This is a genomic window from Bordetella parapertussis (genome assembly GCF_020735925.1).
GTDB lineage: Bacteria > Pseudomonadota > Gammaproteobacteria > Burkholderiales > Burkholderiaceae_B > Bordetella > Bordetella pertussis.
In genome coordinates, this window is the sequence record NZ_CP085971.1 from 3012481 (window position 1) to 3026989 (window position 14509).

14 protein-coding genes are annotated in these 14509 nt (G+C 64.7%); 6 read left to right on the forward strand and 8 right to left on the reverse strand.

Annotated features, from left to right (window positions below):
* Window positions 1-41: 41 nt before the first annotated feature.
* From LK409_RS14235 to LK409_RS14245, 3 genes are all read left to right on the forward strand, one after another.
* Window positions 42-2324, forward strand: coding sequence for an NADP-dependent malic enzyme (locus LK409_RS14235; RefSeq protein WP_041937261.1), 2283 nt, complete (start codon window positions 42-44; stop codon window positions 2322-2324).
* Window positions 2325-2503: 179 nt separating this feature from the next.
* Complete coding sequence (locus LK409_RS14240) at window positions 2504-3139, forward strand: fimbrial protein (RefSeq protein ID WP_010928959.1); 636 nt, start codon at window positions 2504-2506, stop codon at window positions 3137-3139.
* A gap of 110 nt (window positions 3140-3249) precedes the next feature.
* Entirely contained in the window at window positions 3250-3702 is a 453-nt protein-coding gene (locus LK409_RS14245) for a DUF2214 family protein (RefSeq protein WP_003813640.1), read from the forward strand.
* 15 nt (window positions 3703-3717) lie between these two features.
* Here the strand turns inward: LK409_RS14245 and LK409_RS14250 are convergent, their stop codons facing one another.
* The 8 genes from LK409_RS14250 to LK409_RS14285 all read right to left on the reverse strand — a co-directional run bounded on the left by LK409_RS14250 (window position 3718) and on the right by LK409_RS14285 (window position 10748).
* Entirely contained in the window at window positions 3718-4827 is a 1110-nt protein-coding gene (locus LK409_RS14250) for a hypothetical protein (RefSeq protein WP_226376435.1), read from the reverse strand.
* Between the two features lie 91 nt (window positions 4828-4918).
* Window positions 4919-6229: a citrate synthase gene (locus tag LK409_RS14255; RefSeq protein ID WP_003813645.1), complete on the reverse strand. Its 1311-nt coding sequence runs from the start codon at window positions 6227-6229 to the stop codon at window positions 4919-4921.
* A gap of 20 nt (window positions 6230-6249) precedes the next feature.
* Entirely contained in the window at window positions 6250-6510 is a 261-nt protein-coding gene (locus LK409_RS14260) for a succinate dehydrogenase assembly factor 2 (RefSeq protein WP_003813647.1), read from the reverse strand.
* A 25-nt stretch (window positions 6511-6535) separates the two neighbouring features.
* Window positions 6536-7252: a succinate dehydrogenase iron-sulfur subunit gene (locus LK409_RS14265; protein WP_003813649.1), complete on the reverse strand. Its 717-nt coding sequence runs from the start codon at window positions 7250-7252 to the stop codon at window positions 6536-6538.
* A gap of 12 nt (window positions 7253-7264) precedes the next feature.
* Window positions 7265-9043: a succinate dehydrogenase flavoprotein subunit gene (gene sdhA, locus LK409_RS14270; protein WP_010928961.1), complete on the reverse strand. Its 1779-nt coding sequence runs from the start codon at window positions 9041-9043 to the stop codon at window positions 7265-7267.
* A 3-nt stretch (window positions 9044-9046) separates the two neighbouring features.
* Window positions 9047-9430, reverse strand: coding sequence for a succinate dehydrogenase, hydrophobic membrane anchor protein (gene sdhD / locus LK409_RS14275; RefSeq protein WP_003813653.1), 384 nt, complete (start codon window positions 9428-9430; stop codon window positions 9047-9049).
* A complete protein-coding gene (gene sdhC / locus LK409_RS14280; protein WP_003813654.1) occupies window positions 9430-9843 on the reverse strand; it encodes a succinate dehydrogenase, cytochrome b556 subunit in 414 nt (137 codons plus the stop codon). Before sdhC ends, sdhD begins: the two co-directional genes overlap by 1 nt.
* A gap of 125 nt (window positions 9844-9968) precedes the next feature.
* On the reverse strand, window positions 9969-10748 hold the full coding sequence (locus LK409_RS14285) for a GntR family transcriptional regulator (protein ID WP_003813656.1): 780 nt from the start codon (window positions 10746-10748) through the stop codon (window positions 9969-9971).
* Between the two features lie 288 nt (window positions 10749-11036).
* On the opposite strand from LK409_RS14285, the gene LK409_RS14290 reads away from it, so the two are divergent.
* The 3 genes from LK409_RS14290 (at window position 11037) to prpC (ending at window position 14457) form a co-directional block, all read left to right on the forward strand.
* Entirely contained in the window at window positions 11037-12026 is a 990-nt protein-coding gene (locus LK409_RS14290) for a malate dehydrogenase (protein ID WP_003813657.1), read from the forward strand.
* Between the two features lie 261 nt (window positions 12027-12287).
* Window positions 12288-13181, forward strand: a complete 894-nt coding sequence (prpB, locus tag LK409_RS14295) for a methylisocitrate lyase (protein ID WP_003813658.1) — start codon at window positions 12288-12290, stop codon at window positions 13179-13181.
* A gap of 73 nt (window positions 13182-13254) precedes the next feature.
* Window positions 13255-14457, forward strand: coding sequence for a bifunctional 2-methylcitrate synthase/citrate synthase (gene prpC / locus LK409_RS14300; protein ID WP_010928963.1), 1203 nt, complete (start codon window positions 13255-13257; stop codon window positions 14455-14457).
* Window positions 14458-14509 lie beyond the last annotated feature (52 nt).

Here is a 14509-nt window from a genome sequence, read left to right on the forward strand (position 1 = left end):
CCGTTATTTCCCTCAGTTTGCGCCGCAAAGGTTGTGCACCCATGGACGAAAATCTCACCAAACTGGCGTTGGATTACCACGCTTATCCCACCCCGGGCAAAATCTCGGTTACCCCGACCAAGACGCTGGCCAATCAGGACGACCTGTCGCTGGCCTACTCGCCCGGCGTGGCCGCGGCCTGCATGGCGATTTTCGACCAGGGCAATGACGCAGCATCGAAATACACGTCGCGCTCCAACCTGGTCGGCGTGATCACCAACGGGACGGCCGTGCTGGGCCTGGGCAACATCGGCCCGCTGGCCGCCAAGCCGGTCATGGAAGGCAAGGGCTGCCTGTTCAAGAAATTCGCCGGCATCGACGTGTTCGATATCGAGCTGGCCGAGAACGACCCCGACAAACTGGTCGACATCATAGCCGCGCTCGAGCCGACGCTGGGCGGCGTGAACCTCGAGGACATCAAGGCGCCCGAGTGCTTCTATATCGAGAAGAAGCTGCGCGAGCGCATGAACATCCCGGTGTTCCACGATGACCAGCATGGCACCGCCATCATTTCGTCGGCGGCCATCCTCAATGGCCTGAAAGTCGTCGGCAAGGACATCGGCCAGGTCAAGCTGGCCTGCTCGGGCGCCGGCGCCGCCGCGATCGCCTGCCTGGACCTGCTGGTGCACCTGGGCATCAAGCGCGAACACATCTACGTGGTGGACTCGCGCGGCGTCATCTGGGAAGGCCGTGACGAGAACATGGAGCCCAACAAGCGCCGCTACGCGCAGAAGACCGAGGCCCGTACGCTGGCCGACGTGGTCAACGGCGCCGACGTGTTCCTGGGTTGCTCGACCGCCGGCGTGCTGACGCCGGAAATGGTCAAGACCATGGCGGCGCAGCCGCTGATCCTGGCGCTGGCCAACCCTGAGCCGGAAATCCGCCCCGAGCTCGCCAAGGCGGCGCGGCCCGACTGCATCGTCGCCACCGGCCGTTCGGACTACCCGAACCAGGTCAACAACGTGCTTTGCTTCCCCTTCATTTTCCGCGGCGCCCTGGATGCCGGCGCCACGCGCATCACCGAGGAAATGAAGCTGGCGTGCGTCAAGGCCATCGCCGAGCTGGCCCAGGCCGAACAGAACGACGAAGTAGCGCGCGCCTATGCCGGCCAGGAGCTCAGCTTCGGCCCCGACTACATCATTCCCAAGCCGTTCGATCCCCGCCTGATCGTGCAGATCGCGCCGGCCGTGGCCCAAGCCGCCGCGGACTCCGGCGTCGCCACCCGTCCGATCGAGGACATCGAGGCCTATCGCCAGAAGCTGATGGGCTTCGTGTATCACTCCGGCCAGTTGATGCGTCCGCTGTTCCAGCAGGCCAAGCAGGCGCCCAAGCGCGTGGTGTATGCCGACGGCGAAGACGAGCGCGTGCTGCGCGCGGTACAGACCGTGATCGACGAGAAGCTGGCCGAGCCCATCCTGGTCGGCCGCCCGTCGGTGATCGAGATGCGCATCAAGAAGTTCGGCCTGCGCATGGTGCCGGGCCAGAACGTCGAGATCGTCGACCCCGAGGACGACAGCCGCTTCAACGACACCTGGAATGGCTACTATCAGCTGCGCGGCCGCGAAGGCGTGACACCGGCCATCGCCAAGGCGATGATCCGCAAGCACAACACGCTGATCGGCGCGATGCTGCTGCGTCGCGGCGATGCCGACGCGCTGCTGTGCGGCGTCACCAGCAAGTACGACAACCAGCTCAAGTACGTGGAGGAGGTGATCGGCCGCAAGCCCGGCCAGACCTACGGCGCGCTGAATGTGCTGATGCTGCCGAACCAGACCCTGTTCGTCACCGACACGCACGTCAACGAGAACCCGTCGGCCGACGAAATCGCCAACATCACGATCCAGGCCGCCGAGGAGATGCTGCGCTTTGGCGTCATGCCGAAGATCGCGCTGCTGTCGCATTCCAACTTCGGCAGCCGGCCCACCGATTCGTCGCGCAAGATGGCCCATGCCCGCAAGCTGGTGGCCGAGCGCGCGCCGCATCTGGAGGTCGATGGCGAGATGCACGCCGACGCCGCGCTGTCGGAGTCGATCCGCCTGCAGGCCTACCCGGACAGCACGCTCAAGGGTCGCGCCAACCTGCTGGTCATGCCCAACCTCGATACCGGCAACATCACCTACAACATGCTGAAGATGACCGGCAGCAACGGGATTGCGATGGGCCCGATCCTGCTGGGTTCGGCCCGCCCGGTGCACATCCTGACCACCAGCGCCACCGTGCGCCGCATCGTCAACATGACGGCATTGGCAGTGGTGGACGCGCAGCAGGAAGCCGCCGAAGGCTGACGCTGATGCGCCGGCCCGGCGCCGCCATGGCGCCGGGCCCTGCATGCACGGGTCCAGTCCCGATAAAAGCCGCATGCGACAGGGCTGTTTCCCACATCGGAATCAGCCCCCCCCCCCCCCCCTCCCCCCCCTAAGACCTAAGATCGTGGCTCCATAACTCTTCTGGCGCCAAGACGCCCGTGTTACCCATGCAACTCCCTTTCCAACGCGCCCGGCGCCTGTGCTTGCGGGCCGCTCTGGCGGCCATTGCGTCCGCGGCGCACGCCGACGACGGCACCATCGTCATCACCGGCACCATCACCGACACCACCTGCGTCATCGAGGACCCGGCCGGCCCCACGCACACCAAGGTGGTGCAATTGCCCAAGATATCCAAGAGCGCGCTGGCCAAGGATGGAGACGAAGCTGGCCGTACGCCCTTCCTGATCACGCTCAAGAACTGCCCCTCGTCCCTGAACAATGGTGTGAAAGCGTACTTCGAGCCTGGGCCGACCACCGACTACGCTACCGGCGACCTGAAGGCGTATTCGATCGCCTACAACAACAACCCCGCCACCACCCAAAATGCGATCATCGCTGCAAGCGAAGCGCAGGGCGTGCAAATCCGCATCTCCAACCAGAACGGCACCAAGATCCCCATGGGCGTGGACGCCGCCGCCCAGAACGCCCAGGCCTTCAACCCCGTCACCGACACCGCCGACAACGCCAAGAAGAAGGTCACGTTGCGCTACCTGGCATCGTACGTGAAGAAATCCGGCAACATTACTACCGGGCAACTCACGACATACGTCGGTTTTTCCATGATCTATCCGTAACCCCGACTCCTGCCCTCCAGACAGGCCAAGGGGGCTCTCGCGATCCTCCCGTCGTACTATCGAGACTGAGCGGCGGCTGTCACGGCCGCCGCCCCCATCCGGGAGACCCCATGCTGCAAGACGCCCTACTCGCCTGGCTGCACTATCTGGCCATCTTCGTCCTGATCGTCCTCATGACCGCCGAAGCCGTGCTGCTGCGGCCCGGCATGTCCGCCCGGTCCGTGGGCCGGCTGGCGCTCTACGACCGCCTGTACCTGGCAAGCGCGCTCGCCGTGCTGGCCACCGGCGTCCTGCGCCTGACGCTGGGCGCCAAGGGCGCGGCCTTCTACATGGCCAACCCCTGGTTCCACGCCAAGATCGGGCTGTTCGTGCTGATCGCGCTCTGTTCCATCCCGCCCACCCTGGCCTTCCTGAGCTGGAAGAAGCAGTCGCTGTCGCAGCCGGGCTTCACCCCCGCCGATGCCGATATCCGGCGCGCGCGCCGCTGGGTGATGATCGAATCGCACCTGTTCATCTTCCTGCCGCTGTTCGCCGTGCTGATGGCGCGCGGCATCGGCATCTAGCGCATCTAGTGCATCTCAGCGCGGCGGGCAGGCGGCCCGCCGCGGCGCCGCCGCGTCGTTCCCGCCCACCGCGATGGCGGCAAAGCGCAGCACCCCTGCCTCATTGTTGGGAACCACGGCCAGCACCTCGCCACCACGCCCCTGCACGACGGCTTGGCCGTCTGCCACGTCAGGATGGCCGGCATACCGGGCGGACGCGCCGGCCAGCGGGCTGAAAATCCAGGCCCCGGGATGGCGCTCGCGCCATCCACGCCCCGCCGAGCGGACCTCCGTGCCGGCCGGATAATGCATGGGCCCGAAGGCCAGCGGGCAGGCCAGCTCGGCCCGCTCGAACGCATCGTAGCGCCGCTCGGCATCGAGCCGGATGATTGCCCCAGCCAGCCATACGCCGCCGATCCGCACCGCCATGTCAGGCTCCAGCCAGACCTGCCAGCGGTCGGGATCGACGTGGCCGTCGGTGTAGACCGTTCCCTCATGGGCCAGCAGGCGGGCGCCTGGCGGCACCTCCATCCCATCGGCGCGGTTGCCCTCGGCCAGCATGCATTCCTCGAACGCCGCGATGCGGCCATCGCGCCGGGTACTGAAGTGCATGGGGCTGGCCGCGTCGCAGCGCCACCCCTGTATGGCCTGCGTACCCGGACCGGTCACGCGCATGGTGAGCGGATAGGCCTCGGTCAGCTTGTAGGTATCCGGCTCGTGGTCCAGCGCGATGTAGCGCTCTATGCGCAGCGCCTGCAGTCCATGCGCGGATACCGGGTGCGGAAACTCGGCGCGGTTGTACGTGTCCGGCGAATGCGCCACCTCGAGGCTGAGCCGGGTGCCGGCGGGCATATCGATGCCGCCCACCCGGGCCGCTTCGGGCAGAGTGTAGTGGCGTGTCCGCCATTCCCGTTCGATCTCGTACCGGACATACGCCGCGACGCCCTGGAAATAGGCGAAATATCCGGCCAGCACGAGCAACACCGCATAGAGTCCGCCGCATGCCAGCCGGCGCCTGCCGAAGGCGCGCCGGGCGCGCCCGCTGAACGCCAGCGCCGCGCTCCACCCCAGCAGGGCCAATGCGCCCAGCGCCGAAGCCAGCAGCAGCAATACGAACGACAGGGAAGGCAGCGCGACAGGAATCATGCGCAGATGATAGCGGAGCCGGCCGTACAGATGGGCCGGCAAGAAAAAACCGCCCGAAGGCGGTTCTTTCAGTGGACGCGAGTACGCCGGATCAGCGCTTGTCCATGCCGGGCACGTCGCGCGTGACCGAACCGGTGAACAGCTGGCGCGGACGGCCGATCTTGTAGTCGGGGTCGGACAGCATTTCGTTCCACTGGGCGATCCAGCCCACCGTGCGGGCCAGCGCGAAGATGGCCGTGAACAGCGAGGTCGGGATGCCGATGGCGCGTTGCACGATACCCGAGTAGAAGTCGACGTTCGGGTACAGCTTGCGCTGCACGAAGTAGTCGTCTTCCAGGGCGATGCGCTCCAGTTCCATGGCCAGCTTGAACAGCGGGTCGTTCTCCAGGCCCAGCGCCACCAGGACTTCCTTGCACGTTTCCTGCATCAGCTTGGCGCGCGGATCGTAGTTCTTGTAGACGCGGTGGCCAAAGCCCATCAGGCGCACGCCCGAGTTCTTGTCCTTGACCTTTTCCATGAACTCGCCGACCTTGGCCACACCGCCGTTGGCCTGCAGTTCTTCGAGCATCTGCAGGCAGGCTTCGTTGGCGCCGCCGTGAGCCGGGCCCCACAGGCACGCCACGCCGGCGGCGATGGCGGCGAACGGATTGGTGCCCGACGAACCGCACAGGCGCACCGTCGAGGTCGAAGCGTTCTGCTCGTGGTCCGCATGCAGGATGAAGATGCGATCGAGCGCGCGCTCGACGACGTCATTGACCTTGTACTCTTCACACGGGGTCGCGAACATCATGCGCAGGAAGTTGCCGGTGTACGACAGGTCATTCTGCGGATAAATGAACGGCTGGCCTTGCGAATACTTGTACGCCATGGCGACCAGCGTCGGCATCTTGGCGATCAGGCGGATGGCCGAGACGTGGCGATGGTGCGGGTTGGTGATGTCGGTCGAGTCGTGGTAGAAGGCCGACAGCGCGCCCACCAGGCCCGTCAGCACCGCCATCGGGTGCGCGTCGCGGCGGAAGCCGCGCAGGAAGAAATGCAGCTGCTCGTTGACCATCGTGTGATGGGTCACCTGCGAGTCGAAATCCTGCTTCTGGCCGCCGTTGGGCAGCTCGCCGTTGAGGATCAGGTAGCAGATGTCGAGGAAGTCGCAATTGACGGCCAGCTGCTCGATGGGATAGCCGCGGTACAGCAGTTCGCCCTTGTCGCCGTCGATGTAGGTAATGCCCGAGGCGCAGGCGGCGGTGGACATGAAGCCGGGGTCGAACGTGAACATACCCGTCTGGCCATACAGCTTGCGGATGTCGATCACGTCCGGGCCGACCGTACCCTTGTAGACTGGGAATTCGATAGGAGCGCTGCCGTCCGAAAAGGATAGCGTGGCTTTTTTGTCAGACAGGTTCATCGCAGTTTCCTCGTAATGAATCAGAGCTCTCGCATCCGGTCAATGATGGCGCGCAGCCGGGGAGTGTCCAGCGCTCCCTCCGGCTCCTTGCGCGCCAGCAGCAGATCAAGCAGATCGTTGTCTCCAAGCTCGAAGAGCTGCGTCAGCGCCGTTACGTCTTCGTCGGTAAGCTGGTCTTCGCAGGCATCCAGATACCGGGTGATGATGAGGTCGTTCTCCAGCAGGCCACGTCGTGCTCGCCAACGCAGACGAGCCCGCTGCAATTCCGTAAGCCTGCTCATGAAAACACCTTAATGCCAATAAACACTAGACCGTACGACGGACCATCAGTTCCTTGATCTTGCCGATCGCCTTGGTCGGATTGAGACCCTTGGGACAGACGTCGACACAGTTCATGATGGTGTGGCAGCGGAACAGGCGGTACGGATCCTCCAGGTTGTCCAGGCGGGCACCGGTTGCTTCGTCGCGGCTGTCGGCGATGAAGCGGTAGGCCTGCAGCAGGCCGGCCGGGCCGACGAACTTGTCCGGGTTCCACCAGAACGACGGGCACGACGTCGAGCAGCACGCGCACAGGATGCACTCGTACAGGCCATCGAGTTCCTCGCGCGCCTCGGGCGACTGCAGGCGCTCTTTCTCGGGCGGCGGCGTGTCGTTGATGAGGTAGGGGCGGATCGAGTGGTACTGATTGAAGAAGTGCGTCATGTCCACGATCAGGTCGCGGATCACGGGCAGGCCGGGCAGCGGCTTCAGGACGATGGGTTCCTTCAGCTCCAGCAGGTTGGTGGTGCAAGCCAGGCCGTTCTTGCCGTTGATGTTCATGGCATCCGAACCGCACACGCCCTCGCGGCACGACCGGCGCAGCGCCAGGCTGTCGTCCACGTCGTTCTTGATGCGCACCAACGCATCGAGAAGCATCTTGTCGGTCGGCTGGAGTTCGACTTCCAGCTTCTGCATGTACGGACGCTCGTCCTTGTCAGGATCGTAGCGGTAGATTTCGAACTTAACGATTCGTTTAGTGCTCATTCCGGATCCTGCTTAGAAAGTACGAGCCTTGGGCGGGAAGGATTCCACTGTCAGCGGCTTCATCTGAACGGGTTTGTAGTCGAGGCGGCTGCCTTCCGAATACCACAGCGTATGCTTGAGCCAGTTCACGTCGTCGCGCTCGGGATGGTCGTTCAGCGCATGCGCGCCGCGGCTTTCGGTGCGGTTGGCGGCCGACTTGATGGTGGCGCGCGCCACCTCGGTCATGTTGGCCAGTTCCAGCGCCTCGACGCGCGCGGTGTTGAACACCTTCGACTTGTCCTTGAAGTAGATGTGCTGGGCCGTCTGCGCCAGGTCTTCGATCTGGCCCACGCCCTCGTTGAGCAGCTCCAGCGTGCGGAACACGCCGCAATGGCGCTGCATCGACATGCGGATGGCGTTGGCGACGTCCTGGGTCTTCTCGCCCGAAGTGCGCGACTCCAGCTCGTCGACGCGCGCCCGCGACCGGTCGACGGCTTCCTTGGGCAGCGGCTGGTGGGCGTGCTGGCGCTCGGGATGCGAGTCGACGATATGGTTGCCGGTGGCACGGCCGAAGACGATCAGGTCCAGCAGCGAATTGGTGCCCAGGCGGTTGGCGCCGTGCACCGACACCGCGGCGCATTCGCCGATGGCGTACAGGCCGTTGACGATCTTGTTCTCGCCGTTGGCGCGCTCGAGCACCTGGCCGTGGTAGTTGGCGGGAATGCCGCCCATCTGGTAGTGGATGGTCGGCACGACGGGGATCGGTTCCTTGATCGGGTCGACGTTGCCGAACTTGATGGCGATCTCACGGATCGACGGCAGGCGCTTGTTGATCACGTCGGCGCCGAGGTGATCCAGCTTCAGCACCACGTAGCTGCCGTCGGGACCGCAGCCGCGGCCTTCCTTGATTTCCTGGTCCATCGAGCGCGACACGAAGTCGCGCGGCGCCAGGTCCTTCAGCGTGGGCGCGTAGCGCTCCATGAAGCGCTCGCCATCCTTGTTGAGCAGGATGCCGCCTTCGCCGCGCACGCCTTCGGTGATCAGCACGCCCGCGCCGGCCACGCCGGTCGGGTGGAACTGCCAGAACTCCATGTCCTGCAGCGGGATGCCCGCGCGCGCCGCCATGCCCAGGCCGTCGCCGGTGTTGATGAAGGCGTTCGTGGAAGCGGCCCAGATACGGCCGGCGCCGCCGGTGGCCAGCACCGTGGTCTTGGCTTCCAGGACGTAGATCTCGCCGGTTTCCATTTCGAGCGCGGTCACGCCCAGCACGTCGCCGGCTTCGTTGCGCAGCAGGTCCAGCGCCATCCACTCGACGAAGAACTGGGTACGGGCGGCGACGTTGCGCTGGTAGAGCGTGTGCAGCAGCGCGTGGCCGGTACGGTCGGCGGCGGCACAGGCGCGCTGCACCGGCTTCTCGCCGAAATTGGCCGTATGGCCGCCGAACGGACGCTGGTAGATGGTGCCGTCGGCGTTGCGGTCGAACGGCATGCCGAAGTGCTCGAGCTCATACACGGCATTGGGCGCCTCGCGGCACATGAACTCGATGGCATCCTGGTCGCCCAGCCAGTCCGACCCCTTGACGGTGTCGTACATATGCCAGTACCAGTTGTCTTCGCTCATGTTGCCCAGCGACGCGCTCACGCCGCCTTGCGCGGCAACCGTGTGCGAACGGGTCGGGAACACTTTGGACAGCACCGCAACCGACAGGCCCGCCTGGGCCAGTTGCAGCGAACAGCGCATGCCGGCTCCGCCGGCGCCGACCACCACCACATCAAACTGGCGGCGCGGCAAGGAATTCATGACAGCGACCACGGCTTAGATTCTCCAGAGGATTTGCGCGAAGTAGACGACCGAACCGACCAGCCAGAGGATGGTCAGCACCTGCAGCAGCAGGCGCACGCCTACCGGGCGGACATAGTCCATCCAGATGTCGCGCACGCCGATCCAGGCATGCCAGGCCAGCGCAAAGAAAGCGAGCGAGGCCAAGATCTGGCCCACCGGAAGGGCGAACACGTGGAAGGTGAACAGGGCCTTCCAGTTTTCATACGTGAAAGCCGGCATGATCAGCAGGCCGACGATCAGCACCAGGGTATACACGGCCAGGATGACGGCGGTGATGCGCTGGGCGATGAAATCGGTAACCCCGTAGTGGGCGCCGACGACCAGGCGCTTGGGGCCATAGTTTTTCGTATCGGCCATTACAGGACTCCGAACAGTTTGAGACCGAACACCAGGGTCAGCGCCAGGCTGACGCCGAAGGCCACGCCGGCGCTTTTCTGGGCCGAGACCTTGTCCAGGCCGATATGCAGGTCCAGCACCAGGTAGCGGATGCCGGCGCAGAAGTGATGCAGATAGCCCCAGATCAGGGCCAGCAGCACCAGCTTGACCAGCGGATTGGCCGCGTACTGGGCGACCTGCGCGTAGCTTTCCGGCGAGGTCACGCTGGCCGCGAACAACGGCACGATGACCAAGGGAAGACAGAGGAACAGCAACGCGCCGCTAATGCGGTGCAGGATGGACAGTTTTCCAGCCAGCGGCAATCGGTAACTAAGGATTTGCGGAACGCTGATATTGCGAAACTGTGGACGCGGCTTGGCAGCTGAGTCGGACATGACGGCCTCGGTGTTTCGGAACTAGGGGGGGAATCGTGACGGCGAAATGCCGTGGAGCCCTCGCGGGCAAACGCGCTATTTTCGCCTAGAGCGGGGTTCGTATCAAATCGTAGGGGAAAAGCTCATCAATTCAGGCTATTGCGGTAGTGGTAATGATCGGTAAGGTATAAGCCGCGGCGCACTTCCATGGGCCGATCGCCATAGGTATATGAAATGCGATCGACCTGCAGCAAGGGCCGGCCGGGCTCGACACCCAGGAGCGGAGCGATTTCAGGCGAGGCGGCGACGGCGCGCAGTTTTTCGTCGGCTCGGACCATACTGACCCCGAATTCGGACTCGAACAATCCATACAGGGGCGCCTTGCTGGCGGTCAGCAGTTCGAGGGTGAGCCCGCGAAAATGCGTGCCGGGCAACCAGAGATCGTCGATGACCGTCGGCATGTGGTTCATGGACAGCTGGCGCCGTATGGTCACCACGGTCTCGCCGGCCCGCAGCTCGAGGGCGCGGGCGATCTCGGCCGGCGCGCGCAGGCGGCGGCATTCGAGGATGCGGCTTTCGGCCCGCCCGCCCTCGCCCTCTTCGTCGGGCGCCAGGCGCAGGAACCGATAGCGCACGCGCGCTTCGTGATGGGTGGCGACAAAGGTGCCTTTGCCCTGGCGGCGCAGCAGCAGATGCTCGGCGGCCAGTTCGTCGACTGCCTTGCGCACGGTGCCCTGGCTGACCTGGAAACGGGCCGCCAGGTCGATCTCACTGGGAATGAGTTCGCCGGGTTTCCATTCGCCGCGGTCCAGGCTCTGAACCAGCAGTTCCTTGATCTGGCGGTAAAGCGGACTGAAAGCGGCCCCCTCGCCTGCCGGTTTTGCGGCACGCGAACGCGTGAGGGAATCGGGCCGTGCTTCTGCCATGTCGGAGTCGTGTGTGTTCGGTATCCGCCCGGCCGCCATCGCGGCGAAGGGCGGCGCGATGGCCGTCCGGGCAAACATCCCATTGTGGCACAGACGCCCTCCGTCTGTCCAACGTCTTATGTCTTATATAAGATATAAGAGATGTTGACGTATGCGTAAATTGGCTCTAGGATTTCGAGCTACCAGACAGCGGCTTCGCGCGCGTTTTGCGCGCCGGCTGAAGCCCGTCAGCGATTACACTGATTGACGAGATTCTTTCTCGCCAAAACCTAATTACGGAGAGCATTCATGTCCAAGCCCGCCTTGCGTGTCGCCGTCACTGGCGCCGCCGGCCAAATCGGTTACGCCCTGCTGTTTCGCATCGCCTCTGGCGAAATGCTGGGTAAAGACCAGCCGGTAATCCTGCAACTGCTGGAAATTCCCGACGAAAAAGCCCAGAAGGCACTCAAGGGCGTCATCATGGAACTGGAAGATTGCGCCTTCCCCCTGCTGCACGAAGTCACCGCCCACAGCGACCCGCGCACCGCCTTCAAGGATGCCGACGTGGCCCTGCTGGTCGGCGCCCGTCCGCGCGGCCCCGGCATGGAGCGCAAGGACCTGCTCAGCGTCAACGCCCAGATCTTCACCGCCCAGGGCCGTGCCCTGAACGACGTGGCCAGCCGCAACGTCAAGGTGCTGGTGGTCGGCAACCCCGCCAACACCAATGCCTACATCGCCATGAAGTCGGCGCCGGACCTGCCCGCCAAGAACTTCACCGCCATGCTGCGCCTGGACCACAACCGCGCCCTGTCGCAGCTGTCCGCCAAGTCGGGCAAGCGCGTGGCCGACATCGAGAAGCTGATCGTGTGGGGCAACCACTCGCCCACCATGTACCCGGACTTCCGCTTCGCCACGGTCGGCGGCCAGGGCCTGACCCAGCTGATCAATGACGACGCCTGGAACCGCGACACGTTCATCCCCACGGTGGGCAAGCGCGGCGCGGCCATCATCGAGGCGCGCGGCCTGTCGTCGGCCGCCTCGGCCGCCAACGCCGCCATCGATCACGTGCGCGACTGGGTGCTGGGCAGCAACGGCAAGTGGGTGACGATGGGCATCCCGTCGGACGGCTCGTATGGCATTCCCGAAGGCATCATCTACGGCTTCCCGGTGGTTACCGAGAATGGCGAGTACAAGATGATCAAGGACCTCGAGATCGACGCCTTCTCGCGTGAACGCCTGGACTTCACGCTGAAAGAGCTGCTCGAAGAGCGCGACGGCGTCAAGGATCTGCTGAAGTAATCCGGCATTGCCGCCACGGGCCCGCGCAGACGGGCCCGTTTTGCAGGACCGTCCGCGACGGTCCTGCGCGCCGAAACATAAGTCTGCGCCTTCCGGGCGACCCCGGAGGGGACAGAGTTATTTTCCGGACTCGCGGTCTGGTCTGGCAACGTTGCTGCAGCGTCTGGCACGCTTGCCGCAACCGTCGACCGGCCCGCACCTTGCCTGCAAAAAACAAGCTCGCGCATGCAGCGAGCGTTCCATTATTTCGGAGACCACCCCATGTCCAGACCCGAATCTCCCGGCGCCCTCTTTCGCCGCGCGCTCAACGAAGAACAGCCGCTGCAGATCATCGGCGCCATCAATGCCAATCATGCGCTGCTGGCCAAGCGCGCCGGCTACCGCGCCATCTACCTGTCGGGCGGCGGCGTGGCGGCGGGTTCGCTGGGGCTGCCGGACCTGGGCATCAACACGCTGGACGACGTGCTGACCGACGTGCGCCGCATCACCGATGTGTGCGACGTGCCCCTGATGGTGGACATCGATACCGGCTTCGGCCCGTCCGCCTTCAACATCGCCCGCACCGTCAAGAGCCTGATCAAGTTCGGCGCGGCCGCCTGCCACATCGAGGACCAGGTCGGCGCCAAGCGCTGCGGCCATCGGCCCGGCAAAGAAATCGTCAGCACCGAGGAGATGGCCGACCGCGTCAAGGCCGCGGCCGACGCCCGCACCGACTCCGATTTCTACCTGATCGCGCGTACCGACGCCATCGCCTCGCACGGCGTGGACGCCGCCATCGAGCGCGCCATTGCCTGCGTGGAAGCAGGCGCCGACGCCATCTTCGCCGAGGCGGCCTACGACCTGCCTACCTACGATCGCTTCGTCAAGGCGGTCAAGGTGCCGGTGCTGGCCAACATCACCGAATTCGGCAAGACGCCGCTGTTCTCGGTGGAAGAGCTCAAAAGCGTGGGCGTGGGCATGGTGCTGTACCCGCTGTCGGCATTCCGCGCCATGAACAAGGCTGCCGAAACCGTCTACCAGGCCATCCGCCGCGATGGCCACCAGAAGAACGTGGTGGACCTGATGCAGACGCGCGACGAACTGTACGACCGCATCGGCTATCACGAATTCGAATCGCAGCTGGACCAGCTGTTCCAGCAAGGCAAATCGCAATAATGGGCGGCGGCGCGGCACGAGCCGCCGCCGGCACCACCCCTGTGTTTATCCCATAGGAAGGAGCAAGAGAGACATGAGCACCTCGCAGAAAAAGCCCACCGTCCAACAGAAGAAACCCGCCGCCCAGCCCGCGGAGAAGGCTGCGTTCAAACCCAAGAAATCGGTTGCGCTGTCGGGCGTGGTCGCCGGCAACACCGCGCTGTGCACCGTCGGCCGTACCGGCAACGACCTGCACTACCGCGGCTATGACATCCTGGACTTCGCCGGCAGCGCGGAATTCGAGGAAATCGCTCACCTGCTGGTGCACGGAAAGTTGCCGAACAAGGCCGAACTGAAGGCCTACAAGGAAAAGCTGCGCGCGCTGCGCGGCCTGCCGGCGCAATTGCAGAACGTGCTGGAATGCCTGCCGGCCTCCAGCCACCCCATGGACGTCATGCGCACCGCCGTCTCAGTACTGGGCTGCGTGCTGCCCGAGAAGGACGACCACAACACCCCGGGCGCGCGCGACATCGCCGACCGGCTGATGGCCAACCTGGGCTCGGCCCTGCTGTACTGGTACCACTACAGCCACAACGGCCGCGTCATCGATGTCCAGACCGACGACGACAGCATCGGCGGCCACTTCCTGCACCTGCTGCATGGCGCCAAGCCGTCGGACGAGTGGGTGCGCGCCATGCACACCTCGCTGATCCTGTACGCCGAGCACGAATTCAACGCCTCGACCTTCACCGGCCGCGTCATCGCCGGCACGGGCTCGGACATGTATTCGTCCATCACCGGCGCCATCGGCGCGCTGCGCGGCCCCAAGCACGGCGGCGCCAACGAGGTCGCGTTCGAAGTCCAGAAGCGCTACGAGACGCCCGACGAAGCCGAAGCCGACACCCGCCAGCGCGTCGAGAACAAGGAAGTCATCATCGGCTTCGGCCACCCGGTCTACACGGTTTCCGACCCGCGCAACAAGGTGATCAAGGACGTCGCCAAGAAGCTGTCCAGGAAGGCTGGCAGCACCAAGATGTTCGATATCGCCGAGCGCCTGGAAACGGTCATGTGGGACATCAAGAAGATGTTCCCCAACCTGGACTGGTTCTCCGCCGTGAGCTACCACATGATGGGCGTGCCGACGGCCATGTTCACGCCGCTGTTCGTCATCGCGCGCACGGCCGGCTGGTCGGCCCACATCATCGAGCAGCGCATCGACAACAAGATCATCCGCCCGACGGCCAACTACGTCGGACCGGAAGACCAGACCTACGTCCCCATCAGCAAGCGCGCCTGAACCAGCGCTCGCGGCCATCGTGCCGCGCCGGGTCCGCCATGCCGGCCCGGCG